The sequence below is a fragment of the Streptomyces sp. NPDC089915 genome, from assembly GCF_040684675.1.
Lineage (GTDB): Bacteria > Actinomycetota > Actinomycetes > Streptomycetales > Streptomycetaceae > Streptomyces.
The window spans coordinates 26,439-51,719 of record NZ_JBFBGN010000014.1 but is presented as its reverse complement, the minus strand read 5'-3'; the positions used below and the strand labels follow the sequence as shown (position 1 = coordinate 51,719).

Genomic DNA, 25,281 nt, shown 5'->3' with positions numbered 1-25,281 from the left:
ACATCCAAGGGAACCGACATGCCCGCACCCCGCACCCTCCACCTCAACGCCTTCCTGATGAACGCCGGCCACCACGACGCCGCCTGGCGCCACCCCGCGGCCACCCCCGAGCGCGTCACCGACGTCGCCTACTTCCAGGAACTGGCGCGCACCGCCGAGCGCGGCCTGCTGGACTCGATCTTCTTCGCCGACGGGGTCGCCCTCTGGGGCAAGGCCCGCCACAACGCCCTCGGCGGGTTCGAGCCGCTCACCCTGCTCTCGGCCATCGCCGCCGTCACCGAGCGGATCGGGCTCATCGCCACCGTCTCCACCACCTTCAACGAGCCCTACAACCTGGCCCGCAAGTTCGCCTCGCTCGACCACATCAGCGGCGGCCGGGCCGGCTGGAACATCGTCACCTCCGGCACCGTCGACGAGGCCCGCAACTTCAACCGCGAGGAGCACCTGGAGCACGCGGTGCGCTACGAGCGGGCCCGCGAGTTCCTCGACGTCGCCACCAAGCTCTGGGACAGCTGGGAGGACGACGCCGTCGTCCTCGACAAGGAGCGCGGGATCTACGCCGACACCGACAGGCTGCACCCCGCCGCCCACCGGGGCGAGCACTTCTCCGTGGCCGGCCCGCTGAACGTGCCCCGCTCGCCGCAGGGCCACCCGCTGCTCGTCCAGGCCGGGTCCTCCGAGGACGGCAGGGAGTTCGCGGCGCGGTACGCGGAGGCCGTCTTCACCGCCCAGCAGACCCTCGCCGACGGCCAGACCTTCTACAAGGACCTCAAGTCCCGCCTCGCCAAGTACGGCCGGTCCGAGGAGGACCTGCTCGTGCTGCCCGGCATCGCCCCCGTCATCGGCTCCACCGAGGCGGAGGCGAAGGCCCTGGAGAAGGAGCTCACCGAGCTCCAGATCCCCGAGTACGGGCTCGCCCAGCTCTCCGGGATGCTCGGCACCGACCTGACCGGCCTCCCGCTCGACGGCCCGCTGCCCGAGCTGCCCGAGGAACGGGACATCAACGGCAACAAGAGCCGCTTCACCCTCGTCGCCGAACTCGCCCGCCGCGACGGGCTCACCCTGCGCGAGCTGATCGCCCGCCTCGGCGCGGGACGCGGCCACCGAGTCCACGCCGGCACCCCCGAGCAGATCGCCGACCAGCTGGAGGAGTGGTTCACCCGGGGGGCCGCCGACGGGTTCAACATCATGGCGCCCGTCCTGCCCACCGGCCTGACCGACTTCGTCGACCACGTCGTGCCGGTCCTCCAGCGCCGCGGCCTCTTCCGCACCGAGTACACGGGCACCACCCTGCGCGAGCACTACGGCCTGGAGCGCCCCGCCAACCGGTACGCCCGGCAGAGCGCCTGACCCGTGGCCCGGGGGCGGGTGCGGCTCCCCGCACGGGGCCGCACCCGCCCCCGGGCCGTGCGGGTGCTCAGACCGTGAGGACGATCTTGCCCCCGGCGGCGCCGGCCTCGCTCAGCTCCCAGGCCCGGCCGGCCTCGGCGAGCGGGAGGACGTGCCCCACCTTGACGGTGAGCTTCCCGGTGTCGGCCAGGTCCGCGAGGGCGGCCAGGTCGGTGGTCGAGGAGCGCGCCCAGATGTGCTTCGCGCCCTTGTCGCCCGCGTCGTTGTCGGCGACGGAGATCACCGGTCCGCCCGGCCGGACGACCGACTGGAGCAGTTCGACGCCGCCCTCGCCGTAGAAGTCGAGCCCGACGTCCACGCCCCCGGGGGCCAGCGCGGCGATCCGTTCGGCCACGCCGTCGCCGTAGAGCACCGGTTCGGCGCCGAGCGAGCGCAGGTAGTCGTGGTTGCGGGCACTGGCCGTGCCGATGACCCGGGCGCCGAGGGCGACCGCGATCTGCACGCCGAGCGAGCCGACCCCGCCGGCGGCGGAGTGGATGACGACGGTCTGGCCGGCGGAGACCCCGGCGCGGGTGACGGCCTGGTAGGAGGTGAGCCCGGCCAGCGGGAGGCCCGCGGCCTCCTCGAACGTGAGGGTGGCGGGCTTGCGGGCGAGGGTGCGCACGGGGGCCGAGACCAGCTCCGCGTAGGTGCCCAGCTGGACCCATTCCTTGCGGACGTACCCGTAGACCTCGTCGCCGACGGCGTAGTCGTCGGTGTCCGGGCCGACGGCCTCGACGACGCCCGCCACGTCCCATCCGGGGATCACCGGGTGACGGACCTCCAGGACGTGCCCGAGGAACCCGGCGGCGAGCTTCCAGTCCACCGGGTTGACCCCGGCGGCCCTGACGCGGATCAGCACCTCGCCGGGACCGACCTTGGGCTCGGGCACCTCAACGAGCTCCAGGACGGTGGGAGTTCCGTAACTGCTGTAGGTGATTGCCTTCATGTAGGGGGCAACGAAGGGGGCGGGGCGAGGTGTTCCGCCGGGTTCCCCGGCTCCAGCGGTCCTCAGGCGGTCCTCCGGCCGGTCTCAGGCGGGCAGGGTGTTGGGGTGCGAGCGCCGCCGGGCCGCGCTGAGCAGGGCCTGGATCTGCGCGCCCGACTGCTCCACGTCGTCCAGCGGGGAGGGGAAGGGCAGCCGGACGTCGCGGTGCCCGGCGCGCTCCTCCAGCCGCAGGGTGATCCCGTACCGGTCCAGGGCGAGCGGCAGCGCGCGGACGACGGCCGCGGTGGGGCGGGGGCGGACCAGCCGCAGCAGCAGGGTGACCAGTTCGGGGTGCTCGTCGAGGAGGTGGGTGAGCATGCCCGCCTCGTAGGGGGCGAGCGGGTCGGGCCGGGCCCCGTCCAGCTCGTCCAGTCCGAGGTACGAGGTCCCCTCCGCGGTCTCCAGGACCGCCTGCCCGTACTCCACGCAGGTGCTGGCGTCGGGGTCCGCGTCCTCGTGGGCGTAGGGGGTCAGCAGGTGTCCGAGCACGGTGACGCGGGCCCGCACGCGGTCGCGCACGGGGGTCGGGGCGATGTCGGTGAACTCCAGCCGGATGGAGGGGCGGCCCTCGCCGAGGAGGGAGGCGGGGTGCCCGGCGGAGGGTGCCGCCGGGTGCAGATGGAGCCGGCCGAGGGGGTCGCCTTCGTCGAGGTGGCGGACCTCGTGGCGCACGCCGTCGACGACGACCGTCATGGAGTGGGCGGCGGCCAGGACGGAGCGGACGCGTTCGGCGTCGGTGGGCCGGGTGGCGGCGGGCGTGGCGGCGGGGGCACCGGGCAGGCGCATGCGGATCTCTCCCTCGTCCGGGGGATCGGAAGGTTAGGTATGCCTAACCTAACCCATCTGGGGATCCGGGAGTACCCCGCGGGCCGGCCGCCCGAGGGCCCAGCGGGGGCGGACCGAAGGCGAGGCGGCCCTGGAGGATGCGCTCGTGCTCGTCGAGCAGGGCCGCGGCGACGGCCGGCGGGTCGGGGAAGCGGCGGTAAAGGGTGGCCCGACCCACCCCGGCGGCCTCGGCCATCAGGTCCATCGTCACGGTGCGGGGGCCCCGCTCCGTGAACAACTGCTCGGCGGCCGCGAGGATCTGGACGTGGTTGCGGACGGAGTCCTCGCGCCGCAGGGGCCGTTGGGCAGCCGGTCCGGCCGCCCCCGGCGCGGCGCGCCGGACGGGACCGGTACCCGCGACGTCGCGTAACGTGCGGACCTCGTCGCCATTGGTCATGGCGGCGACCCTACGTGCTCCGTGTCGGTGTTGGGCCGAACGGGTGAAACGCGAGAGGATGGGGGGATGCACATGAAGCGCACGGCCGAGGCGGCCCGGTGAGCAGGTACGACGTCACCGACGAGCAGTGGGAGGGACTCGCGCAGGTGGTGCCGCTGCGCAGTCGCAACGAATGGCCCTCCCGGGTGGACCACCGCACGATCCCCAAGGCCCCCGGGGCGTCCGCGGCGGAACAGCGGCGCTTCGTGGTGATCCGGGTCCAGATCTTCGCCGACGCGCGGGAGGTGGCGGAGTACCTGATCGCGCAGATCCCCGTACTGCTGGACCTCACCGGCGCCGACAGCGAAGTGGCGAAGCGGATCCTCGACTTCAGCAGCGGGGTGGTCTTCGGGCTGGGTAGCGGGATGCACCGGGTCGACCGGAACGTCTTCCTGCTGGCGCCCGTCGGGACCGAGGTCGAGGGGATCGCGGCCGCGGCCGTCCCCCGATCGTAGGAAGGTCGCGGCGGTGGAACGGTTCGCCGGGCCCGGCCGGGGCCCCGCGGACCGTACCGTCCGCCCATGGACGCCACATCGCACGCGGCGGGGCCCGGAGCCCTCGGCGCGTTATCCGCTGAAGCCGACGGGGAAGCCGCCGCCGGGACCCGGTCCGGGGAGCACCGGCGGCCCGCCGTCACCGAGTTGCGGCTCTCCGCCTTCGGACCGCACCGGGCGGCGGTGCTGCCGCTCGGCCCGGTGACCCTGCTGGCCGGACCCAGCGGCAGCGGCAAGTCCCAGGCGCTGGACGCCTACGGGGCCCTGGCCCGGCTCGCCGCCGGGGCCGCGCTGGACGAGGTCTTCCCCGACCCGGCCGCCCGGGTGCCGGAGTCGGCCGTCCCCGACGCCGGCGGGAGGCGCGGCTTCCGGATCGGCTCGCGGGTCGAGGGCCCGGTGCGGCCCGTCCGCCTCGACCTCGCCGTGCAGGCGGAGCCCTCGCTGCGGATCGCCGGCGAACGGCTCTCCCTCAACGGGGACGTGCTCCTCGCCACCGCCCTGCGCGACCCGCGCCGCCGCTCCGTCCAGGCCGCCTGGCTGACCGGCGGCGCCGTCGGCATGACCCGCGCCCCGCTGCCCGACGACCGGCTCGGCACCGCCCTGCTGCCGCTGCGCGTGGCCGGGGCCACGGCCGGGCAGCGGCTGGTGCTGGCCGCCGCCGAGCAGGTGGTGGTGGCGCTGCGGTCGGTGTTCCCCTGCGACCCCCGGCCCGGCCGGATGCGGGCGCCCGTGCCGCCGGGGGAGGGGCGGCTGCGCGTCGACTGCGGGAACCTGGCGGACGTCCTGCGCCGGACCCGCCACGAGTGCGGCACCCGGCACGCCCTGCTGGCCCGGGCGGCACTGACCGGGTGCGCGGGGCCGGTGACCGGGCTGGAGGTCCGGGGCGCGGGACCGGGCGGGGGCGTGGATGGGGGCTCGGGCGGCGGTTCGCGGGGCGGTTCGGGCGGGGGCGGTCGTGGCGGGGGCGGCCTCGCCGGGGACGGCGGGACGGTCGCGGCCGTGCTGGAGCGCGGCGCCGGGCGGGCCGCCACGGAGTTCGCCCGGCTCGGCGACGGCGAACTCCGCTTCCTGGCCCTGGCCCTCGTCCTGCTCACCGGGCCCGGGGTGCTGGCCGTGGACCCGGCCGCCGAGCTCCTCTCCGCCCGGCAGGCGCTGACCGTGCTCGCCGACGGCCTCGACCGGGGACTGGACCGGCGGCAGTGCGGCGAACTGCTGCGCCTGGCCCTGCTGTCCGGGGAGCGCGGCCACATCCGGCTGGTGGCGGGGGTCGGCGAGGACGCGGCGGGAACCGCCCGGGGGATCCCCGGCGTCTCAGTGGTAGACCTGTCCCCATGAGTGCTGCACCCACGGACGACGGGCCGGAACCACCGCACGGCGAACGGCTGTACCGACTCCAGCGACGGCTGGCCGCGTTCGCGGCCGCCCGGGACTGGGCCCCGTACCACACCCCCAAGAACCTGGCCGTGGCGCTGAGCGTGGAAGCCTCCGAACTGGTCGAGATCTTCCAGTGGCTGACACCGGAACAGTCGGCGGCGATCATGGAGAAGCCGGAAAACGCACACCGGGTGACCGATGAGGTCGCCGACGTGCTGGCGTATCTGCTGCAGTTCTGTGAGGTTCTCGGGGTGGATGTGCTGGATGCGCTCGCCGCGAAGATCGAGAGGAACGAGCTCCGATTCCCGGCGACCGGGACATCGACGCCAGATCGTCACTCTTCGGAGTGATGGCGTCGTCCACAACCATGTTTGTGTCCACAGATTTCCGAATACCCCTGGCTTTACTGGCTCGTTGCCTTCACTCTGGGTAGTGGAGATTGGCGGGATGTCGTGCGGACGGGGGACGGCATATGGATGCGGTACGGCTCATCGCGGCCGGCCGGCACGCGCTGGCACGGAGCGCGGCTGCGTGGGACATCGTGGGCGAGGCCTGGCAGGCCCAGGCGCTCGCCCAGGGGGTAGGGGGCTGGCTGGCGGTCACCGGGCCGCCGGAGCTGAGAGCGGAGGCGCGGGGCCTGGGGGAAGCGGGAGGCAGAGGCTGCGGGGCCATAGACCGGGCGGCCCTCGGTGACGGTGAGGGCCCCGCGCCCGAACAGCCGCCCCGGGCGGCGCAGCTGACGGGCGTGGCCGATGTGCGTCAGGCGCTGCTGGGGCTCCAGGCGCTGCTCGGCGAGGTCGGGATAGCGCTCGTCGGAGTGGCCTGCGCGACGGACGACGAGAGCCTGTACTGGCAGTGCATAGAGTCGATCGACGCGGCGGACGAGTCGAGCGACCGGGTACGCGCCCTGCTGCGCAGGATGACGGTCCGGGAACGGGGGTCGGCCTCGGGCGTGCTCTGAGGCCGTGGCGCGCCGTCCGGGGTCCGGCGCGCGGGTCCGGTGCGCCCGGCGGAGGGGCCCCGCCGTGCGGGACGGGACCCCCGCACGGTCAGAAGGAGCGGTCGGCGCGGCGCTCGCTCTCGTACGCCAGTCCGCCCGGGGTGACCGGTGCGGCGGGCGGAGTGCGGTCCGCGGAGTGCTGGAGGTCGGCGTCGAGCTGGGACAGGTCGGCGTTGAGCGCCGCCATCAGCTCCTCCATCTGCTGGAGCAGGCCCTTCGGCGCGCCGCCCTGGGCGGGCACCGCGGGCTCCGGGTGTGCGTGGTCGTGTGCTGCCTGTCCGGTCTGTCCGGGGTACTCGGGCACGGACTCGTGGGACATGGCGGCCTCCTCGGCCCTGGCCCTTCCGGTGCGGAAGGGGGCGGTGGTCGTACCGGCGGGAGGCCGCCGGCGCGCGGGCCGGGCGGTCCGGCTCCGTCCGAGCAACGATCCCCATCCGCGCTGGTCACTGACGCGGCGGGGGGCGCGCCGCCCGGTTGACGCAGATTCACCCGGCAGGGGAGTGGGAAGGGCAGGATGGAGCCATGGATCTTCGCATTTTCACCGAGCCGCAGCAGGGCGCCGACTACGACACCCTCCTGACGGTCGCCAAGGCCACCGAAGAGCTCGGCTTCGACGCGTTCTTCCGCTCGGACCACTACCTCAAGATGGGGTCCGCCGACGGGCTGCCCGGCCCCACCGACGCCTGGATCACCCTCGCCGGCCTGGCCCGCGAGACCAGTCGGATCCGGCTGGGCACGCTGATGACGGCCGGCACCTTCCGGCTGCCCGGCGTCCTCGCGATCCAGGTGGCGCAGGTCGACGCCATGTCCGGCGGCCGCGTGGAACTCGGCCTCGGCGCGGGCTGGTTCGAGGAGGAGCACAAGGCGTACGGGATCCCCTTCCCGGCGGAGCGGATGGCCCGGCTGGAGGAGCAGCTGGCCATCGTCACCGGTCTGTGGGCCACCGAGCCGGGCGCCGTCTTCGACTACCGGGGGACGTACTACCAGGTGGAGAACTCCCCGGCGCTGCCCAAGCCGGCCCAGGCCAAGGTCCCCGTCCTCGTCGGCGGGCACGGGGCGCGGCGCACGCCCCGCCTCGCCGCCCGGTACGCGGACGAGTTCAACATGCCGTTCGCCTCGGTCGAGGACAGCCGCCGGCAGTTCGCCCGGGTCCGGGAGGCCGCCGCCGAGACCGGGCGCAAGGCGGAGGAGATCGTCTACTCGAACGCCCTGGTGGTGTGCGTGGGCAAGGACGACGCCGAGGTCGCCCGCCGGGCCGCCGCCATCGGCCGCGAGGTCGACGAGCTCAAGGCCAACGGCCTGGCGGGCTCCCCGGCCGAGGTCGTCGAGAAGCTCGGCACCTACGCCGCCATCGGCTCCTCCCGCGTCTACCTCCAGGTCCTCGACCTCGGCGACCTGGACCACCTGGAGCTGATCGCCGGCCAGATCATGCCCCAGCTCGGCTGAACCGCCCCGGCCGACCGATCCGTACCACCCTACGGAGGACAGACCCGTGCCCCGCGCCACCGGCCCGCTCGCCCACGCCCTGGCCCGCGGGCCCGTGCTCCTGGACGGCGGGCTGAGCAACCAGCTCGCCGACCAGGGCTGCGACCTGTCCGGCGACCTCTGGACGGGCCGGGTGCTCGCCGAGCACCCGGACCGGGTCGAGGCCGCCCACACGGCGTACGTCCGGGCCGGCGCCGAGGTGCTGATCACCGCGAGCTACCAGGTCGGCGACGATCCCGTACTGCTGGAGCGTTCCGTCCGGGTGGCCGACTCGGCGGCGCGCGCCGCCGGGCACGAGGTGTGGGTGGCCGCCTCGGTGGGACCGTACGGGGCGGTCCTGGCGGACGGCTCCGAGTACCGGGGCCGGTACGGGCTCGGCGGCGCGGAGCTGGCCGCCTTCCACCGCCCCCGGATCGAGGCGCTGCTCGCGGCCGGACCGGACGTACTCGCGCTGGAGACCGTCCCCGACGCCGACGAGGCGCGGGCGCTGCTGCGGGTGCTGGCCGGCACGGGCGCGCGGGCCTGGCTGAGCTACACCGTCGCGGGCGGCCGCACCCGGGCCGGCCAGCCCCTGGCGGAGGCCTTCGCGCTCGCCGCCGACGCCCCCGAGGTGATCGCGGTCGGCGTCAACTGCTGTGACCCGGCGGACGTGCTGCCCGCGCTGGAGGCGGCCGCGTCGGTCACGGCCAAGCCGCTGCTGGCCTACCCCAACGACGGCTCCGTCTGGGACGCGGGCACCCGCACCTGGCACGCCCCCGCCGACCCCGCCCCCTGGCCCGTCGAGGCCTGGCGGGCGGCCGGAGCCCGGCTCATCGGCGGCTGCTGCCGGATCGGACCGCCCTGGATCGCCGGACTCCGCAGCGCTCTCCACCGCCCGCCGCCGGTATGAAAATCGGTGGGCCGCCGGGGAGCCCCGGCACATACTGAAGCGCATGTTCCTGACGATCAGCACGACCGGTACCACCGAGAAACCCGCCACTGACCTGGGATTCCTGCTGCACAAGCATCCCGGGAGGACGCAGGCGTTCGCCACCTCGCACGGCACCGCCCACGTGTTCTACCCCGAGGCGACGGACCACCGGTGCACGGCCGCGCTGCTGCTGGAGGTGGACCCCGTCGCGCTGGTGCGGCGCGGTCAGGGCAAGGGCCGGGGAGGGGCTCCCGACTCCGCCCTCGCGCAGTACGTCAACGACCGCCCGTACGCGGCCTCCTCGCTGCTCGCCGTCGCGCTGAGCGGGGTCTTCCGCACCGCCCTCAAGGGCCAGTGCGCCGCCCGGCCCGAGCTGCCCGGACGGGCGCGCCCGCTGCGGATCGAGATCCCGGTGCTGCCCGCCCGCGGCGGCGGCGACCTGGTGCGCCGGCTGTTCGGCCCGCTCGGCTGGGACTCCGTGGAGACCACCCCGATCGCCCTGGACGAGGCGTTCCCCGCATGGGGCGACAGCCGCTACGTACGGCTGGTGCTGGAGGGCGAGCTCAGGCTGGAGGACGCCCTGCGCCAGCTGTACGTCCTGCTGCCCGTGCTCGACGACTCCAAGCACTACTGGATCGCCCCCGACGAGGTGGACAAGCTGCTGCGCGCCGGGGACGGCTGGCTGGCGGCCCACCCCGAGCACGCCCTCATCACCGCCCGCTACCTGGCCCGCCACAAGCGGCTCACCCAGAGCGCCATGGAACGCCTGGAGCTCGCCCGCCTGGCCGAGGCCGACGGCGGCGAGGCCGAGGAACTCGACGACGCCGCGGACACCACCGCCGAAGGAGACGCCGCCGAAGGGGACACCGAGGCGCGGGAGCGCTCGGTCCCGCTCGCCGTACGCCGCCGCGACGCGGTCCTCGCCGCGCTGCGCGAGGCCGGCGCGGCCCGGGTCCTCGACCTGGGCTGCGGGGAGGGGCAGCTGGTCCAGGCGCTGCTGCGGGACACCGCGTTCACCGAGATCGTCGGCGTGGACGTCTCGGTGCGCGCCCTGACCACCGCCTCCCGGCGGCTGCGGCTGGAGCGGATGGGGGAGCGGCAGAGCTCCCGCGTCCGGCTGCTCCAGGGCTCCCTCGCCTACACCGACAAGCGGCTGGCCGGCTACGACGCCGCCGTGCTCAGCGAGGTCATCGAGCACCTGGACCTGCCCCGGCTGCCCGCGCTGGAGTACGCCGTCTTCGGCTCGGCCCGCCCCCGCACGGTCCTCGTGACCACCCCGAACGTCGAGTACAACGTCCGCTGGGAGTCCCTGCCCGCAGGGCGGGTCCGCCACCGGGACCACCGGTTCGAGTGGACCCGGGAGGAGTTCCGCGCCTGGGCCGGCCGGGTCGCCGCCCGGTTCGGCTACGCCGTCGCGTACCGGCCGGTGGGCGACGAGGACCCCGAGGTCGGTCCGCCGACCCAGATGGCCGTCTTCACCCGGGCCGCCGACCCCGCGGACACCACCGTCACCGCAGGCAGCACGGACACCGCTGGCACCACCGCCACCACCACCGCTACCGCCGATACCCCGAAGGAGGGCGAGGCAGCATGACCACCCCCACCGGACACCGCGTCCTCCCCGTCACCGACCTGTCCCTCGTCGTCCTCGTCGGGGCCACCGGTTCGGGCAAGTCCACCTTCGCCCGCAAGCACTTCAAGCCCACCGAGGTCCTGTCCTCGGACTACTGCCGGGGCCTGGTCGCCGACGACGAGAACGACCAGAGCGCGAGCAAGGACGCCTTCGAGGTCCTCCACCACATCGCCGCCAAGCGGCTCGCCGCCGGACGCCTCACCGTCGTGGACGCCACCAGCGTGCAGAAGGAGTCCCGCCGCGAGCTCGTCCGGCTCGCCCGCGAGCACGACGTCCTGCCCATCGCCATCGTCCTTGACCTGCCCGAGTCGGTCTGCGCCGAACGCAACGCGGCCCGCCCCGACCGGGCCGGCCTGCCGCGCCGCGTCATCCAGCGCCACCGCTCCGAGCTGCGCCGCTCGCTGCGCGGACTGGAGCGCGAGGGCTTCCGCAAGGTCCACGTCCTGCGCACGGTGGAGGAGGCCGAAACCGCCGAAGTGGTCCTGGAGAAGCGGTTCAACGACCTCACCCACCTCACCGGCCCCTTCGACATCATCGGCGACATCCACGGCTGCTCCTCCGAGCTGGAGACCCTGCTCGCGAAGCTCGGCTATGAGGACGGGACCCACCCCGCCGGCCGCACCGCCGTCTTCGTCGGCGACCTCGTCGACCGCGGCCCCGACAGCCCCGGCGTACTGCGCCGGGTGATGGGCATGGTCCGGTCCGGCGCCGCGCTGTGCGTGCCCGGGAACCACGAGAACAAGCTCGGCCGTTACCTGAAGGGCTCCGAGGTCCAGCAGACCCACGGCCTCGCCGAAACGGTGGAACAGCTCTCCCGCGAGAGCGAGGAGTTCGTGAAGGAGGTGCGGGAGTTCATCTCCGGCCTGGTCAGCCACTACGTCCTCGACGGCGGCCGGCTGGTGGTCTGCCACGCCGGCCTGCCCGAGAAGTACCACGGGCGCACCTCCGGCCGGGTCCGCTCGCACGCCCTGTACGGGGAGACCACCGGCGAGACCGACGAGTTCGGCCTGCCCGTGCGCTACCCGTGGGCCGAGGACTACCGGGGCAAGGCCGCCGTGGTCTACGGGCACACCCCGGTCCCGGACACCACCTGGATCAACAACACCATCTGCCTCGACACCGGCGCCGTCTTCGGCGGCCGGATGACCGCCCTGCGCTGGCCCGAGCGGGAACTGGTCGACGTACCGGCCGAGAAGGTCTGGTACGAGCCGGTCAAGCCGCTCGCCGCCGAGGCGCCCGGGGCGCTCGACGGCCGCCCGCTGGACCTGTCCGACGTGCACGGGCGGCGCGTCGTGGAGACCCGCCACCTGGGCAACGTGAGCGTCCGCGAGGAGAACGCGGCCGCCGCCCTGGAGGTCATGAGCCGCTTCGCGGTCGATCCCCGGCTGGTGCCGTACCTGCCGCCGACCATGGCGCCGACGGCCACCTCCGCCGAGGACGGCCTGCTGGAGCACCCCGCCGAGGCCTTCGCCCAGTACCGGTCCGACGGCATCGGGCGGGTCGTGTGCGAGGAGAAGCACATGGGCTCCCGCGCCACCGTGCTGCTGTGCCGGGACGCCGCGGCGGCCCGCGAGCGCTTCGGCGTCGAGAGCGGCCCCACCGGCTCGCTCTACACCCGCACCGGACGCCCCTTCTTCCAGGAGCCCGAGCTCACCGAGGAGTTCCTCGCCCGGCTGCGCGCCGCCGTCGACGGCGCCGGCCTGTGGGAGGAGCTCGGCACGGACTGGCTGCTGCTCGACGGGGAACTGCTGCCCTGGTCCCTGAAGTCCACGGGCCTGCTGCGCAACCAGTACGCGGCCGTCGGCGCCGCCTCCCGCACCGTCCTGCCGGACGCGGTCGCCGCCCTGGCGGCCGCCGAGGCCCGGGGCGTGGACACGGGCGGGCTGCTGGAGCGCCAGCGCGGACGGGCCGAGGACGCCGGGGCCTTCACCGAGGCCTACCGGCGCTACTGCTGGACCACCGACGGGCTGGACGGCGTACGGTTCGCGCCGTTCCAGCTGCTCGCGGCGGCCGGCCGGTCGCTGGCGGCCGTCCCGCACGACGAGCAGCTGGCCTGGCTGGACCGGCTGGCCGACGCCGACGAGCGCTCCGCCGCCCCGCTGCTGCGGCGGACCCGCCGGGTGTACGTGGACACCGCCGACGAGGACTCCGTCCGCGCCGGCACCGACTGGTGGCTGGAGCTGACCGCCGCCGGCGGCGAGGGCATGGTCGTCAAGCCGCTCGGCGCCTACGCCCGGGACGGAAAGGGGCGGCTGGTGCAGCCGGGGCTGAAGGTGCGCGGGCGGGAGTACCTGCGGATCATCTACGGTCCGGAGTACACCCGTCCCGGGCAGCTGGAGCGGCTGCGCCAGAGGTTCCTGGGCCACAAGCGCTCCCTCGCCCTGCGGGAATACGCGCTGGGTCTGGAGGCGCTGGACCGGCTGGCGGCGGGGGAGCCGCTGTGGCGGGTCCACGAGGCGGTGTTCGCCGTCCTCGCCCTGGAGTCGGAGCCGGTCGACCCCCGGCTGTGACGGGGGAGGGCGCGTAAAGCGGCCGCCCCCGTACGGCCCCGAATTAGGTCGTATGGGGGAACTTTCCCGCGGAAGGCCGGGGAAACCGGCGGCGGGATCGTTCATCCAGGGCAGCGGAGTGTCCGCGACCCTGGAAGGACGGAACGTCACCTATGAAGATGACCGCGCGCGGAAGCATTGCGGCGCTCATGACCTGTATGGCCGCGGCGGCCGCGGCCTCTCCGGCCGTGGCCGACTCGGTCCCCGTGAGCGTCCCGCTGGACGCCGTGAAGACCACGCTGGGCCTTCCCACCCCCCAGGTGGGCACCGCCGTCCCGATGCCGGTCGTGGGAGCTCCCGAGGCGCCCGTCCTCCACAAGGGCGACATGCTGCCGACCCCACTGCTCCCGGTGGTGCCGGTCGCCACCGACCTCGGGCTCACCAAGGTCACCTCCCCGGTGCCCAACCTGCTGGGCTCCGAGGAGACGGACGGCGAGGGCTCCCTGGAGTCGCCGGCGACCACCCTGCTGACCCGGACGCCCGGCGCGGTCCTCGGCTCCCCGCTGACCATGCCGGACGGGGGCAATTACGGGATCCCGAACCTGACCGCCCCCAAGCTGGGCGTGGTCGCCCCCGAGCTCATCGGCGCCCCGTCGGCGCTCCTCGGCCTGCGCTGACCCGCACCGCCGACGCCGGGTCAGAAAGCCGTTCGGTCTGGGTACGTGTACGGCATGGGATTCCATGTCGACTCCGAGACCGGGCGGCTTCGCCGCGTCATCCTGCACCGCCCCGACCTGGAGCTGAAGCGGCTCACACCAAGCAACAAGGACGCCCTGCTCTTCGACGACGTGCTGTGGGTGCGCCGGGCCCGCCAGGAGCACGACGGCTTCGCCGACGTGCTGCGCGACCGGGGCGTCGCCGTCCACCTCTTCGGCGACCTGCTCCGTGAGGCCCTCGACATCACCGAGGCGCGCCGCCTGGTGCTGGACCGGGTCTTCGACGAGAAGGAGTACGGGCCCCTCGCCGCCGACCACCTGCGCGCGGCCTTCGACGGGCTGCCCTCGGCCGAGCTGGCGCAGGCGCTGATCGGCGGCATGACGAAGCGGGAGTTCCTGGAGCGGCACGCCGAGCCCGTGTCGGTGCGCTTCCACGCGCTCGAGACGGACGGCTTCCTGCTGGGGCCGCTGCCCAACCACCTCTTCACCCGCGACACCTCCGCCTGGATCTACGACGGGGTGTCCATCAACGCCATGCGCTGGCCGGCCCGGCAGCGCGAGACCGTGCATTTCGAGGCGATCTACCGGCACCACCCCCTCTTCACCGGCTCGGGCCCCTTCCACTACTGGTCGCAGGGCCAGTCGGACTACCCCTCGACCATCGAGGGCGGGGACGTCCTGGTCATCGGCAAGGGGGCCGTCCTGATCGGGATGAGCGAGCGGACCACCCCGCAGGCGGTGGAGATGCTGGCCCGGGGCCTGTTCGCGGCCGGGTCGGCGTCGGTCATCGTGGCGCTCGACATGCCCAAGCGGCGGGCCTTCATGCACCTGGACACGGTGATGACGATGGTCGACGAGGAAACGTTCACCCAGTACGCCGGGCTGGGCATGCTGCGCTCCTACACGATCCGGCCGGGGCAGGGGGCGAGCGAGCTCCAGGTCAGCGACCACCCGCCGGAGCACATGCACCGGGCGATCGCGGCGGCGCTGGGCCTGGACCGGGTGCGGGTGCTGACCGCGGGGCAGGACGTGCACTCGGCCGAGCGCGAGCAGTGGGACGACGGCTGCAACGTGCTGGCCGTGGAGCCGGGGGTCGTCGTCGCCTACGAGCGGAACGTCACCACCAACACCCACCTGCGCAAGGAGGGCATCGAGGTGATCGAGATCCCCGGCAGCGAGCTGGGGCGGGGCCGCGGCGGGCCGCGCTGCATGAGCTGCCCGGTGGAACGGGACGCCGGGTGAGCGCAGGCTGAGGGGTACGGGCTGGTGATCACGGGTGCGGAGGCCGTGCGTGTGATCCACCCGACTGAATATGAATGCAGGGGATCGTATAGACTTCCACAATCCCCTGTCAGCGCCCCCCTGGAGTCCCGATGTCCACCGACCTCTTCGGCCGCAGTTTCCTCAAGGAGCTCGACTTCACCGCCGCCGAGTTCCGCGGCCTGGTCGAGCTCGCCGCCGCACTCAAGGCGGCCAAGAAGGCGGGCGCCGAGGAGCGCCGGCTCCGGGGGCGGAACATCGCGCTGATCTTCGAGAAGACCTCCACGCGCACCCGCTGCGCCTTCGAGGTCGCCGCCGCCGACCAGGGGGCGCACACCACCTACCTCGACCCCTCCGGCTCCCAGATCGGACACAAGGAGACCGTCCGGGACACCGCGCGGGTGCTCGGCCGGATGTTCGACGGCATCGAGTACCGGGGCGACAGCCAGCAGTCGGTCGAGGAGCTCGCCGCCTACTCCGGGGTGCCCGTCTTCAACGGCCTCACCGACGACTGGCACCCCACCCAGATGCTGGCCGACGTGCTCACCATGACCGAGCACTGCGCCAAGCCGCTGGAGCGGATCGCCTTCGCCTACCTGGGCGACGCCCGCTTCAACATGGGCAACTCCTACCTGGTGACCGGCGCGCTGCTGGGCATGGACGTACGGATCGTCGCGCCGAAGGCGTACTGGCCGGCCGAGTCGGTCGTGGCCCGGGCCCGCGAGCTGGCCGAGGTCAGCGGGGCCCGCGTCACCCTGACCGAGGAGGTCGCGGAGGGCGTGGCGCAGGCCGACTTCGTGGCCACGGACGTGTGGGTGTCGATGGGTGAGCCCAAGGAGGTCTGGGACGAGCGGATCGCCGCCCTGGCGCCGTACGCCGTCACCATGGACGTGCTCCGCGCGACCGGGAACCCGGACGTGCGCTTCCTGCACTGCCTGCCCGCCTACCACGACCTCGGCACCAAGGTGGCCCGCGAGGTCCACGAGCGGCACGGGCTGGAGTGGCTGGAGGTCTCGGACGAGGTGTTCGAATCGGCGCACTCCGTCGTCTTCGACGAGGCGGAGAACCGGCTGCACACCATCAAGGCCGTGCTCGTCGCGACGATGGCGAAGCCGGCCGCACAACCCGTCGCATAACGGCGCGTAGCCCACCGCATAGTCATACGGGCGGTTTCGCGGCCCGGCCGGTCAGGCGTGCGTCGCCCCGGCCGGCAGGGTGAACCAGACGGCCTTGCCGTGCTCGGTGGTGCGGTGGCCGCAGGCGGAGCTCAGGGCCCGGAGCAGCAGCAGGCCGCGGCCGTGCTCCTGCCAGGGGTCGGGGTGGGCCTCGTACGGGCGGGTGACCAGATCGCGGGGCGGCCGCGGATCGCCGTCGTGCACCTCGACCTGGCAGCCGTCCGCCAGCATCTCCACGACCAGCTCGATCGGCGCCCCGGCGGTGGTGTGCTCCACGGCGTTGGCGACCAGCTCGGCGGTCAGCAGCTCGGCGGTGTCGCGGTCGGCGGACGGCCCCGTGTCCGTGAGGGCGGTGCGGACCAGCGCGCGGGCCATGGGTACGGCCGCGGCCGTGTGCGGCAGGGCGAGCCGCCAGGCGGAGGCGTCGGTCATGGCTGATCCGTCCGTTCCGTGGGGGAGGGGGCAGGGGAGGGCAGAGGCGGGGCTGGGGTGGGGCGGGGGCGGGAAACTCCTGATTTCAACCATACGGAGCGCCCCGCGCCGCCCGTAGGGCACCCCGGCGGGAAGGTGACGGACCCACGGCCGCGGTGCGGGGGGACCTTCGGCTCGGGCGGAGGCCCCGTCCGCCGCCGTCCCCCAAGTGTCGCGTTTTCGTGACGGCAGTCACAAGTCGGTGATAGCGTCGTACGCGTGAGCCCCTTCACCGGTTCCACACCAGCGACCGAACGGTGGCGCCACCTGCGGGTGACCCGGCAGGACGGCATCGCCACCGTCACCCTCGACCGCCCCGAGAAGCTGAACGCGCTCACCTTCGGCGCCTACGCCGACCTGCGCGATCTGCTCGCCGAACTCTCCCGCACCCGCTCCGTGCGCGCCCTCGTCCTGGCGGGCGAGGGCCGCGGCTTCTGCTCCGGCGGGGACGTGGACGAGATCATCGGCGCCACCCTCGCCATGGACACCTCCGAGCTCCTCGACTTCAACCGGATGACCGGCCAGGTGGTCCGCGCCGTCCGCGAATGCCCCTTCCCCGTGATCGCCGCCGTCCACGGGGTCGCCGCGGGTGCCGGGGCCGTCCTCGCCCTCGCCGCCGACTTCCGCATCGCCGACCCCACCGCCCGCTTCGCCTTCCTCTTCACCCGCGTCGGCCTCTCCGGCGGCGACATGGGCGCCGCCTACCTGCTGCCCCGGGTCGTCGGCCTCGGCCACGCCACCCGGATCCTGATGCTCGGCGAGCCCGTACGGGCCCCCGAGGCGGAGCGCATCGGCCTGCTCAGCGAGCTCGTCGACGAGGGCGAGGCCGACGCCCGGGCCGCCGAACTGGCCGCCCGCCTCGCCGCCGGACCCGCCCTCGCCCACGCCCAGACCAAGGCCCTGCTCACCGCCGAACTGGACATGCCGCTGGCCGCCTCCGTCGAGCTGGACGCCAACACCCAGGCCCTGCTCATGCACGGCCAGGACTACGCCGAGTTCCACGCCGCCTTCACCGGGAAGCGGCCGCCGCAGTGGAAGGGGAGGTAGGGGCATGTCCGAGCCCGCGTCCCGGCCCGTGTCCCAGCCCGGTTCACCCTCCGGTTCACCGTCCGCGCCCGGGGCCGGGCCCGGGGCCCCGCCCGGGGCCGCCAAGCGGGTCGCCGTCATCGGCGGCGGGCCGGGCGGGCTCTACGCCGCCGCGCTGCTGGCCCGCCAGGGGCACTCCGTCGACCTGTGGGAACGCGGTGCCCCCGACGACACCTTCGGTTTCGGCGTCGTCCTCTCCGACGAGACCCTGGGCGGCATCGAACGGGCCGACACCGTCGTCCACGCCGCCCTCTCCGCCGAGTTCGTCCGCTGGGACGACGTGGACGTCGTCCACCGGGGCCGGCTGCTGACCTCCGGCGGCCACGGCTTCGCCGCCCTCGGCCGGCGCCGGCTCCTGGAGATCCTGCACGCCCGCTGCGAGGCCCTCGGCGTCCGGCTCCGCTTCCGCGCCGAGGCCCCCGACGCCTGGACCCTGGCCCGCTCCCACGACCTGGTCGTCGCGGCCGACGGGGTGCACAGCGCCACCCGCGAGAGCGGCGCCGCCCACTTCCGGCCCACCGTCACCCCCGGCCGCTGCCGCTACGTCTGGCTCGCCGCCGACTTCGCCTTCGACGCCTTCCGCTTCGAGATCGCCGAGACCGAGCACGGCGTCATGCAGCTGCACGCCTACCCGTACGCGGCCGACTCCTCCACCGCCATCGTCGAGATGCGCGAGGAGGTGTGGCGGGCGGCCGGCCTCGACCTGTGCGACGAGGAGGAGTCCGCCGCCCGCTGCGCGAAGATCTTCGGCGAGGCGCTGCGGGGCAGGCCCCTGCGTGGCAACCGCTCCGCCTGGACCGGTTTCCGCACCGTCGTCAACGAGCGCTGGTCCCACGGGAACGTGGTCCTCCTCGGCGACGCCGCCCACACGGCCCACTTCTCCATCGGCTCCGGCACCAAACTCGCCGTCGAGGACGCCCTCGCCCTCGCCGAGGCCGTGGCCGCCCACCCCGGGATCCCCGAGGCCCTGGCCGCCTACGAGGCCGCCCGCAGGCCCGCCGTGGCCAGCACCCAGCGGGCCGCGGCCGCCAGCATGCGCTGGTTCGAGGAGATCGCGGGCTACGTGGGCCAGCCCGCCCGCCAGTTCGCCTTCAACCTGCTCACCCGCAGCCGCCGGGTCACCCACGAGAACCTGCGGCTGCGCGACCCCCGCTTCACCCGCGCGGTGGAGGCCGACTTCGGCTGCCCGCAGGAGGGGCCCGACGGTGCGCTGACCCCGCCGATGTTCACCCCCTTCACCCTGCGCGGGCTGACCCTGCGCAACCGGGTCGTCGTCTCCCCGATGGACATGTACTCCGCAGTCGACGGGGTGCCGGGCGACTTCCACCTGGTCCACCTCGGCGGACGGGCCCTGGGCGGGGCCGGGCTGGTCATGACGGAGATGGTCTGCGTCAGCCCCGAGGGCCGGATCACCCCCGGCTGCGCCGGCCTGTGGACGGCCGAGCAGGCGGCCGCCTGGAAGCGGATCGCCGACTTCGTCCACACCTCCGCACCCGGCACCGCCCTCGGCCTCCAGCTCGGCCACTCCGGCCGCAAGGGCTCGACACGGCTCATGTGGGAGGGCATGGACGAGCCGCTCCCCGAGGGCAACTGGCCCCTCGTCGCCCCCTCCGCCCTGCCCTACAGGGCCGGTGTCTCGGCCGTCCCGCGCGCCCTGGACGCGGCCGGCCTCGCCACCGTCCGCTCCGACTTCGCGGCCGCCGCCGCACGGGCCGCCGACTGCGGTTTCGACCTGCTGGAACTGCACTGCGCGCACGGCTACCTGCTGTCCGGCTTCCTCTCCCCCCTCACCAACCAACGCGAGGACGCGTACGGGGGTTCCCTGGAGAACCGGCTGCGCTTCCCCCTGGAGGTCTTCGACGCCGTCCGCGAGGCCTGGCCCCCGGACCGCCCGATGACGGTCCGGCTGTCGGCGACCGACTGGGCCCCCGGCGGCACCACGCCCGAGGAGGCGGGGGCGATCGCCGCCGCCTTCGCCGCACACGGGGCGGACGCCGTCGACGTGTCCACGGGACAGGTCGTCGCGGACGAGGCCCCCGAGTACGGGCGCTCCTACCAGACCCCCTACGCCGACCGGATCCGCAACGCGCTGGGCGTCCCCGTCATCGCCGTCGGCGCGATCTCCTCCTGGGACGACGTCAACTCGCTGCTCCTGGCCGGCCGCGCCGACCTGTGCGCCCTGGGCCGTCCGCACCTGTACGACCCGCACTGGACCCTGCACGCGGCCGCCGACCAGGGGTACGCCGGCCCGGGCGCGCCCTGGCCGGCCCCGTACCGGGCGGGCAGCCGCAAGCCGCCCACCGGGAAGGGGTGAGGCGGATGCCGGGGGCCGGGCCGCAGGGGTTCAGCCGCGGACCAGCTCGACGCGGTCCTCGACGGGCGTGAAGCCGAGGCGCCGGTAGACGCCGTTGCTGGTGGGGTTGGCCAGGTCGGTGAAGAGCAGCACCTCGGCGGCCCCCGCCCGGCGGGCCGCCGCGCACGCCGCGTGCGTCACCCCGGCGGCGTAACCGCGGCGCCGCTCGGCGGGCGGGGTGTAGACGGGGCCGATGCGGGAGGCGGAGCCGATCGGGCGGAAGAAGCCGGCCAGGGCCACCGGCCTCCCGCCGTCCTCCCAGACGAGGTACCCGCCGTACGAGATCCGGTCCCGCAGGGAGGCCTCGGAGGGGGCGACGGGGATGGCGCACTCCCGGCTGAACTCCGCGGTCCAGCGCACCAGCAGCGGCAGGTCCGCCTCGGTGGCCTGCCGGGCCCGGCCCCCGGGGGCCGGGTCGGGGGCCGTCAGGGTGCCCAGGCGGTACAGGCGGAGCTCCTCGGCCACGCGGGCGGGCCCGCCCCAGGCCTCGGCCAGGGCCCGCGCGTCGGCGCGGCGGGCGTTGAACCTCGTGACGCCGGCGAGCAGGGGGTCGGCCGTGAGCGCGCCGGCCAGGGGGCGGACCGCCTCCGGGGGCAGGACGCCGAGCAGCATCGGGTACGGCGGGGTGTGCAGGACGGCCCCGTCGACGGTGCCGTCGGGTCCGGTCCACCAGCCGAAGACGGGCTCGGAGTCGCCGTAGGCGTGGGGGCCGCGCCGATCGAGGGCGTCGATGACGCTGAGCAGGCTGGTGTTGACGACGGGACGCGCCGCCAGGGAAGCGCGCGCGGCGGCCGGCCAGGCCGCCGGATCGGTGCTGAAGGTCCAGGTCATGTCCCATCGTGACGGGGACCTGAAGGGGGCCGCACCGGGTTTTCCGGGGCTGTGCCCCACGGGGGCGCGCGCGGGGTGGCGGGGCGCTCCCCCGGGCGGGGGAGGCGGTACCCCCGCGCGGGGGAGGAGCGGGGCGTGCGCCGCTGGGACCTTGGGAGTGCGAGCAGGAGGTGCGCGCAAGGCGAAGGCCCCGCCGTGGTGGCGGGGCCGTCGGAGGAGGGGGAGCCATGAGCAGGTACGAGGTCAGCGCCCGGGGCGGGGGCGCCGCCCGGCTACGGCTGTACGAAGCGGGCGCCCGTGTCGCGCAGCCGGGTGTGCAGTTCGGCGAAGACCGCGGCGGCCCGGTCGCCGGGCCAGTCCGCCGGGAGCAGCTCCCGCGGCAGTCCCGGGTCCGCGTAGGGCAGCCGCCGCCAGGTGTCCAGGGCGGTCAGGTAGGTGCGGTAGGCGGCCTCGGGGGTGGGCCCGGGGCCCGACTGGAGGGCGCGCAGCGCCGGTTCGTGCAGGTCGAGGAATTCCTCGTGCTGTTTGGCGAGGGCGGCCAGGTCCCACCAGCGGGCCACCGCCTCGGCCGTCGGGGCGAAGCCGAGGTGGGCGCCGCGGAAGAGTTCCACGTACGCGGTCAGGTGCAGCCGCTCCAGGGTGTGTTCCGTCTCCTCGGCCAGCTGGGCCGGTGCGATCCACACCCCCGGGGCCACGGCCCCGAAGCCCAGCCGGGCCAGGCGCGAGCGCAGCAGGTGCCGCTTGTTGCGCTCCTGCTCGGGGACGGAGAAGACGGCGACCAGCCACTCCGGCGAGACCGGTACGGCTCCGTAGATCCGCCGGTCGCCGTCCTCTAGCAACAGCCGGGCCTCGTCGGAGGGCTCGTAGCCGGCGGAGCCGTCCGCGGCCTTCGCGGGCACCAGGAAGCCGCGCCGCTTGAGCCGGGACACCGAGGACCGGACGGAGGGCGCGTCGACGCCGGCCGCGCCCAGCAGGCGGACCAGCGCGGACACCGGGACGGCGCCCTCGAAGGACCGCCCGTAGGCTCCGTAGAACGTGACGATCAGAGATCGCGGAGTGTGCTGCTCGACCACGGGTTCACTCTAGATCGCGCAGCCGGAAGCGCTGAAGCTTGCCCGTCGGGGTGCGCGGCAGCGCGGGCAGGAAGACGAAGGAGCGGGGGCACTTGTGGGGGGCCAGCTCCCCCTTCATGAAGGTCCGTAGTTCCTCCTCGGTGAGCACGGCGCCCTCGCGCGGCACGGTATAGGCCACCACCACCTGCCCCCGGCGTTCGTCCGGCCTCCCTACGACCGCGACCTCCGCCACGTCGGGGTGGCGCAGCAGCGCCTCCTCCACCTCCGGGCCCGCGATGTTGTAGCCCGAGGAGATGATCATGTCGTCGGCGCGGGCGACGTAGCGGAAGTAGCCGTCGGGGTCGCGGACGTAGGTGTCGCCGGTCAGGTTCCAGCCGTCCCGTACGTAGTCGCCCTGGCGGGGGTCGGCCAGGTAGCGGCAGCCGACGGGGCCGCGGACGGCCAGGAGCCCGGGCTCGTTGTCCGGTACGGGCCGGCCGGAGGGGTCCACCACGCGGGCCTGCCAGCCGGGGACGGCCCGGCCGGTGGTGCCGGGGCGGATGTCCTCGTCGGCGGCGGAGATGAAGATGTGCAGCAGCTCGGTCGCCCCGATGCCGTTGATGATCCGCAGCCCGGTGCGCTCGTACCAGGCCTGCCAGGTGGCGGCGGGCAGGTTCTCGCCCGCGGAGACGCAGCGGCGCAGCGCGGACAGGTCGTAGGCGCCCGTGTCGTAGGGGCCCAGGGTGTCCAGCATCGAGCGGTAGGCGGTGGGGGCCGTGAACAGGACGGTGACCCGGTGTTTGGCGAGGGCGGGCAGCAGCCGGCGGGGCGCGGCCTCCTCCAGCAGCAGGGCGCAGGCCCCGGCCCGCAGGGGGAAGACGACGAGTCCGCCGAGGCCGAAGGTGAAACCGAGGGGCGGACTGCCGGCGAACACGTCGTCGGGGCGGGGTCTGAGGACGGTGCGGGAGAAGGTGTCGGCGACGGCGAGGAGGTCGCGGTGGAAGTGCATGCAGCCCTTGGGGCGTCCGGTGGTGCCGGAGGTGAAGGCGATGAGGGCCACGTCGTCGGCGGAGGTCCCGACGGCGGGGTAGGGGGCGGTGTGGGCCTCGGCCAGCCGCAGCAGGTCGTCGGGGGAGTTCCCGCCGTAGGGGGTGATCCGCAGCCCGGGCACCCCGGCCCTGGCCAGGTCGTCGAGGGCGTCGGCGTGGCAGAGGGCGTGCCGGACGCGGGCCATGGCGCACACCGTCGCCAGCTCCTGGGCGCGCTGCTGGGCCAGGACGGTGACGGCCACCGCGCCCGCCTTCATCACGGCCAGCCAGCAGGCGGCGAGCCAGGGCCCGGTCGGGCCGCGCAGCAGCACCCGGTTGCCGGGGACCACGCCCAGGTCGGCGGTGAGGGTGTGGGCGAGGCGGTCGACGCGCTCGCGCAGCTCCCCGTACGACCACACCTCGCCCGTGCCGCTGCGGAAGGCGGGGCGGTCCGGTCCGAAGCGGGCGATGGTGGCGTCGAGCAGCTCGGCGCCGCAGTTCAGCCGGTCCGGATAGGCCAGTTCGGGCAGCTCGAAGAGGAGCTGCGGCCAGGCGTCGGCCGGCGGCAGGTTGTCTCGCGCGAAAGTGTCGGTGTGGGCGGAAGGCTGGAGCTCCAAGGCGGGTTCGCCCCCTTGCGACGTCCGGATTGGGGTGGAGCCGGCCGTGCTGATCTGTCCAGAGCGTATCGTGATGGTGACGGCAGTCAACAGGACGCGATAGAGGAACACGACGGGACTTGGGGGCCTTCGGATGGCCGGATTCGCGCTCGGAGTGGAACACGAGGAGTGGTGCGCGCAGTTGCGCGCCCTGGCGGAGCGGCGGCTGAGGCCGCTCGCCGAGAAGGGCGAGCCCGGCCGGGTGAACCGGCCGCTCCTCGCGGAGCTGGGGGAACAGGGTCTGCTGGAGCGGGTCTTCGGCTCCGGCGCGCTGGAGCTGTGCCTGCTGCGGGAGTCCCTCGCCTACGGGTGCACCGAGGCGGAGACGGCCCTGGCCCTCCAGGGCCTGGGAGGCCATCCGGTGCTGCGGTCGGGCAGCGCGGCCCAGCGGGAGCGGTGGCTGCCGGGGGTGCGGGCGGGGCGGCTGGTGGCGGCGTTCGCGCTGAGCGAGCCGGGCGCGGGCTCCGACGCGGCCGCCCTGGCCCTGGCGGCGGCCCCGGACGGGCCCGGCTGGCGGCTGGAGGGGGCCAAGTGCTGGATCTCCAACGCGCCCGAGGCCGACTTCTACACCGTCTTCGCCCGGACGGGTGAGGCGCCCGGAGCGAAGGGCATCACCGCCTTCCTGGTCCCGGCGGACCGGCCGGGGCTGTCCGGCGAGGCCCTCGACATGCTCTCGCCGCACCCGATCGGCGCACTGGCCTTCGACGGGGTGCCGGTCGGCCGGGAGGACGTCCTGGGCGAGCCGGGGCAGGGGTTCCGGGTGGCGATGGAGACGCTGAACCTCTTCCGGCCGAGCGTGGGGGCCTTCGCGGTCGGCATGGCGCGGGCCGCGCTGGACGCCACGCTGGCGCACACCGCCGGACGTACCGCCTTCGGCGGGGTGCTGGCCGACCTCCAGACGGTCGCGCACCGGGTGGCGGAGATGGCCACCCGTACCGAGGCGGCCCGGCTGCTGGTGTACGCGGCGGCCTGCGCGTACGACACCGGGGCCCCGGACGTGCCCCGCCGGGCGGCGATGGCCAAGCTCCTCGCGACGGAGACGGCCCAGTATGTGGTCGACCACGCCGTCCAGCTGCACGGGGCGGCCGCCCTGCGGCGGGGGCACCTGCTGGAGCATCTGTACCGGGAGGTGCGGGCGCCCAGGATCTACGAGGGGGCGAGCGAGGTGCAGCGCGGGATCATCGCGAAGGAGCTGTACCGGGGGGTGGCGGCCCGATGAGCGCCGGCCGTCCGGGCCCGCACCGGATCAACCCTCCGGAACTGTCCCCGGCGACGGGCTTCTCCCACGCCGTCACCGCAACCGGGGGCCGGCTGGTGTTCCTGGCCGGCCAGACCGCGCTCGACGGTTCCGGCAAGGTGGTGGGGCGGACCCTGCCGGAGCAGTTCGAGCGGGCCCTGGGCAACCTGCTGACGGCCCTGGCGGCGGCCGGCGGCGTGCCCTCGGACCTGGCCCGGGTGACGGTGTACGCGGTGGACGTGGAGGACTACCGCGCCCACGCCGCCGAGCTGGGCCGCATCTGGCACCGGCTGGCGGGCCGCGACTATCCGGCGATGGCCGTGGTCGGCGTGGTCCGCCTCTGGGACACCGAGGCCCTGCTGGAACTGGACGGGACCGCCGTGCTCCCGTAGC

At 74.5% G+C, this 25,281-nt stretch carries 24 protein-coding genes; 16 read left to right on the top strand and 8 right to left on the bottom strand.

Annotation, left to right across the window (positions count from 1 at the left end; genetic code table 11):
• The first annotated feature begins 18 nt into the window (after window positions 1-18).
• Window positions 19-1,350 carry an LLM class flavin-dependent oxidoreductase gene (locus tag AB0O29_RS07055; protein ID WP_365147327.1) on the top strand — a complete coding sequence of 444 codons (1,332 nt, stop codon included), beginning with the start codon at window positions 19-21 and terminating at the stop codon, window positions 1,348-1,350.
• A gap of 67 nt (window positions 1,351-1,417) precedes the next feature.
• Here AB0O29_RS07055 and AB0O29_RS07050 read toward each other — a convergent pair whose 3' ends face one another.
• From AB0O29_RS07050 to AB0O29_RS07040, 3 genes are all read right to left on the bottom strand, one after another.
• Entirely contained in the window at window positions 1,418-2,338 is a 921-nt protein-coding gene (locus AB0O29_RS07050) for an NADP-dependent oxidoreductase (protein ID WP_365147324.1), read from the bottom strand.
• An 84-nt stretch (window positions 2,339-2,422) separates the two neighbouring features.
• Window positions 2,423-3,163, bottom strand: a complete 741-nt coding sequence (locus AB0O29_RS07045) for a DUF2470 domain-containing protein (RefSeq protein ID WP_365147321.1) — start codon at window positions 3,161-3,163, stop codon at window positions 2,423-2,425.
• Between the two features lie 43 nt (window positions 3,164-3,206).
• The gene (locus tag AB0O29_RS07040; protein ID WP_365147318.1) at window positions 3,207-3,599 is read right to left on the bottom strand and encodes a helix-turn-helix domain-containing protein; all 393 of its coding nucleotides are present in this window, start codon (window positions 3,597-3,599) and stop codon (window positions 3,207-3,209) included.
• Window positions 3,600-3,697: 98 nt separating this feature from the next.
• On the opposite strand from AB0O29_RS07040, the gene AB0O29_RS07035 reads away from it, so the two are divergent.
• The 4 genes from AB0O29_RS07035 (at window position 3,698) to AB0O29_RS07020 (ending at window position 6,467) form a co-directional block, all read left to right on the top strand.
• Window positions 3,698-4,093, top strand: a complete 396-nt coding sequence (locus AB0O29_RS07035; RefSeq protein WP_189739116.1) for a cell division protein SepF — start codon at window positions 3,698-3,700, stop codon at window positions 4,091-4,093.
• 66 nt (window positions 4,094-4,159) lie between these two features.
• Window positions 4,160-5,467 carry an ATP-binding protein gene (locus AB0O29_RS07030; RefSeq protein ID WP_365147314.1) on the top strand — a complete coding sequence of 436 codons (1,308 nt, stop codon included), beginning with the start codon at window positions 4,160-4,162 and terminating at the stop codon, window positions 5,465-5,467.
• Complete coding sequence (locus tag AB0O29_RS07025; RefSeq protein WP_365147311.1) at window positions 5,464-5,856, top strand: nucleotide pyrophosphohydrolase; 393 nt, start codon at window positions 5,464-5,466, stop codon at window positions 5,854-5,856. Before AB0O29_RS07030 ends, AB0O29_RS07025 begins: the two co-directional genes overlap by 4 nt.
• Window positions 5,857-5,978: 122 nt before the next feature.
• A complete protein-coding gene (locus tag AB0O29_RS07020) occupies window positions 5,979-6,467 on the top strand; it encodes a DUF6099 family protein (protein WP_365147308.1) in 489 nt (162 codons plus the stop codon).
• Window positions 6,468-6,555: 88 nt separating this feature from the next.
• Here AB0O29_RS07020 and AB0O29_RS07015 read toward each other — a convergent pair whose 3' ends face one another.
• Window positions 6,556-6,747, bottom strand: a complete 192-nt coding sequence (locus AB0O29_RS07015; RefSeq protein ID WP_365147409.1) for a hypothetical protein — start codon at window positions 6,745-6,747, stop codon at window positions 6,556-6,558.
• A 281-nt stretch (window positions 6,748-7,028) separates the two neighbouring features.
• Between AB0O29_RS07015 and AB0O29_RS07010 the strand changes: the two genes are divergently transcribed.
• The 7 genes from AB0O29_RS07010 (at window position 7,029) to argF (ending at window position 16,135) form a co-directional block, all read left to right on the top strand.
• The gene (locus tag AB0O29_RS07010; protein ID WP_365147305.1) at window positions 7,029-7,952 is read left to right on the top strand and encodes an LLM class F420-dependent oxidoreductase; all 924 of its coding nucleotides are present in this window, start codon (window positions 7,029-7,031) and stop codon (window positions 7,950-7,952) included.
• 46 nt (window positions 7,953-7,998) lie between these two features.
• Window positions 7,999-8,880 (top strand): homocysteine S-methyltransferase, encoded by an 882-nt coding sequence (gene mmuM / locus AB0O29_RS07005; protein ID WP_365147302.1) that lies wholly within the window; start codon window positions 7,999-8,001, stop codon window positions 8,878-8,880.
• A 43-nt stretch (window positions 8,881-8,923) separates the two neighbouring features.
• Entirely contained in the window at window positions 8,924-10,495 is a 1,572-nt protein-coding gene (locus tag AB0O29_RS07000; RefSeq protein WP_365147300.1) for a 3' terminal RNA ribose 2'-O-methyltransferase Hen1, read from the top strand.
• Window positions 10,492-13,044, top strand: a complete 2,553-nt coding sequence (locus AB0O29_RS06995) for a polynucleotide kinase-phosphatase (RefSeq protein ID WP_365147297.1) — start codon at window positions 10,492-10,494, stop codon at window positions 13,042-13,044. Before AB0O29_RS07000 ends, AB0O29_RS06995 begins: the two co-directional genes overlap by 4 nt.
• A gap of 188 nt (window positions 13,045-13,232) precedes the next feature.
• Window positions 13,233-13,700: a hypothetical protein gene (locus AB0O29_RS06990; RefSeq protein WP_365147294.1), complete on the top strand. Its 468-nt coding sequence runs from the start codon at window positions 13,233-13,235 to the stop codon at window positions 13,698-13,700.
• 54 nt (window positions 13,701-13,754) lie between these two features.
• On the top strand, window positions 13,755-14,981 hold the full coding sequence (locus AB0O29_RS06985) for an arginine deiminase (protein WP_365147291.1): 1,227 nt from the start codon (window positions 13,755-13,757) through the stop codon (window positions 14,979-14,981).
• 131 nt (window positions 14,982-15,112) lie between these two features.
• Entirely contained in the window at window positions 15,113-16,135 is a 1,023-nt protein-coding gene (gene argF / locus AB0O29_RS06980; RefSeq protein WP_365147288.1) for an ornithine carbamoyltransferase, read from the top strand.
• A gap of 51 nt (window positions 16,136-16,186) precedes the next feature.
• On the opposite strand, the gene AB0O29_RS06975 is transcribed toward argF, so the two are convergent.
• Complete coding sequence (locus AB0O29_RS06975) at window positions 16,187-16,606, bottom strand: ATP-binding protein (protein WP_365147286.1); 420 nt, start codon at window positions 16,604-16,606, stop codon at window positions 16,187-16,189.
• Between the two features lie 258 nt (window positions 16,607-16,864).
• Here AB0O29_RS06975 and AB0O29_RS06970 point away from each other — a divergent pair, with 258 nt between their 5' ends.
• Both AB0O29_RS06970 and AB0O29_RS06965 read left to right on the top strand, forming a co-directional pair.
• Window positions 16,865-17,692: an enoyl-CoA hydratase family protein gene (locus tag AB0O29_RS06970; protein ID WP_365147283.1), complete on the top strand. Its 828-nt coding sequence runs from the start codon at window positions 16,865-16,867 to the stop codon at window positions 17,690-17,692.
• Between the two features lie 4 nt (window positions 17,693-17,696).
• The gene (locus tag AB0O29_RS06965; RefSeq protein ID WP_365147280.1) at window positions 17,697-20,045 is read left to right on the top strand and encodes a bifunctional salicylyl-CoA 5-hydroxylase/oxidoreductase; all 2,349 of its coding nucleotides are present in this window, start codon (window positions 17,697-17,699) and stop codon (window positions 20,043-20,045) included.
• A 30-nt stretch (window positions 20,046-20,075) separates the two neighbouring features.
• Here the strand turns inward: AB0O29_RS06965 and AB0O29_RS06960 are convergent, their stop codons facing one another.
• The 3 genes from AB0O29_RS06960 to AB0O29_RS06950 form a co-directional block, all read right to left on the bottom strand.
• The gene (locus tag AB0O29_RS06960) at window positions 20,076-20,915 is read right to left on the bottom strand and encodes a GNAT family N-acetyltransferase (protein ID WP_365147277.1); all 840 of its coding nucleotides are present in this window, start codon (window positions 20,913-20,915) and stop codon (window positions 20,076-20,078) included.
• Between the two features lie 272 nt (window positions 20,916-21,187).
• A complete protein-coding gene (locus AB0O29_RS06955) occupies window positions 21,188-21,988 on the bottom strand; it encodes a PaaX family transcriptional regulator C-terminal domain-containing protein (RefSeq protein WP_365147274.1) in 801 nt (266 codons plus the stop codon).
• Between the two features lie 4 nt (window positions 21,989-21,992).
• Window positions 21,993-23,612: an AMP-binding protein gene (locus tag AB0O29_RS06950; RefSeq protein WP_365147271.1), complete on the bottom strand. Its 1,620-nt coding sequence runs from the start codon at window positions 23,610-23,612 to the stop codon at window positions 21,993-21,995.
• A gap of 133 nt (window positions 23,613-23,745) precedes the next feature.
• Between AB0O29_RS06950 and AB0O29_RS06945 the strand changes: the two genes are divergently transcribed.
• A complete protein-coding gene (locus tag AB0O29_RS06945) occupies window positions 23,746-24,870 on the top strand; it encodes an acyl-CoA dehydrogenase family protein (RefSeq protein WP_365147268.1) in 1,125 nt (374 codons plus the stop codon).
• Entirely contained in the window at window positions 24,867-25,280 is a 414-nt protein-coding gene (locus tag AB0O29_RS06940; protein WP_365147266.1) for a RidA family protein, read from the top strand. Before AB0O29_RS06945 ends, AB0O29_RS06940 begins: the two co-directional genes overlap by 4 nt.
• Window position 25,281: the final 1 nt, after the last annotated feature.

Coding starts and splice junctions, on each gene's coding strand:
- AB0O29_RS07055 (WP_365147327.1), top strand. CDS start 19: ATGCCCGCACCCCGCACCCTCCACCTCAACGCCTTCCTGATGAACGCC.
- AB0O29_RS07050 (WP_365147324.1), bottom strand. CDS start 2,338: ATGAAGGCAATCACCTACAGCAGTTACGGAACTCCCACCGTCCTGGAG.
- AB0O29_RS07045 (WP_365147321.1), bottom strand. CDS start 3,163: ATGCGCCTGCCCGGTGCCCCCGCCGCCACGCCCGCCGCCACCCGGCCC.
- AB0O29_RS07040 (WP_365147318.1), bottom strand. CDS start 3,599: ATGACCAATGGCGACGAGGTCCGCACGTTACGCGACGTCGCGGGTACC.
- AB0O29_RS07030 (WP_365147314.1), top strand. CDS start 4,160: ATGGACGCCACATCGCACGCGGCGGGGCCCGGAGCCCTCGGCGCGTTA.
- AB0O29_RS07025 (WP_365147311.1), top strand. CDS start 5,464: ATGAGTGCTGCACCCACGGACGACGGGCCGGAACCACCGCACGGCGAA.
- AB0O29_RS07020 (WP_365147308.1), top strand. CDS start 5,979: ATGGATGCGGTACGGCTCATCGCGGCCGGCCGGCACGCGCTGGCACGG.
- AB0O29_RS07010 (WP_365147305.1), top strand. CDS start 7,029: ATGGATCTTCGCATTTTCACCGAGCCGCAGCAGGGCGCCGACTACGAC.
- AB0O29_RS07000 (WP_365147300.1), top strand. CDS start 8,924: ATGTTCCTGACGATCAGCACGACCGGTACCACCGAGAAACCCGCCACT.
- AB0O29_RS06995 (WP_365147297.1), top strand. CDS start 10,492: ATGACCACCCCCACCGGACACCGCGTCCTCCCCGTCACCGACCTGTCC.
- AB0O29_RS06990 (WP_365147294.1), top strand. CDS start 13,233: ATGACCTGTATGGCCGCGGCGGCCGCGGCCTCTCCGGCCGTGGCCGAC.
- AB0O29_RS06985 (WP_365147291.1), top strand. CDS start 13,755: ATGGGATTCCATGTCGACTCCGAGACCGGGCGGCTTCGCCGCGTCATC.
- argF (WP_365147288.1), top strand. CDS start 15,113: ATGTCCACCGACCTCTTCGGCCGCAGTTTCCTCAAGGAGCTCGACTTC.
- AB0O29_RS06975 (WP_365147286.1), bottom strand. CDS start 16,606: ATGACCGACGCCTCCGCCTGGCGGCTCGCCCTGCCGCACACGGCCGCG.
- AB0O29_RS06965 (WP_365147280.1), top strand. CDS start 17,697: ATGTCCGAGCCCGCGTCCCGGCCCGTGTCCCAGCCCGGTTCACCCTCC.
- AB0O29_RS06960 (WP_365147277.1), bottom strand. CDS start 20,915: ATGACCTGGACCTTCAGCACCGATCCGGCGGCCTGGCCGGCCGCCGCG.
- AB0O29_RS06945 (WP_365147268.1), top strand. CDS start 23,746: ATGGCCGGATTCGCGCTCGGAGTGGAACACGAGGAGTGGTGCGCGCAG.
- AB0O29_RS06940 (WP_365147266.1), top strand. CDS start 24,867: ATGAGCGCCGGCCGTCCGGGCCCGCACCGGATCAACCCTCCGGAACTG.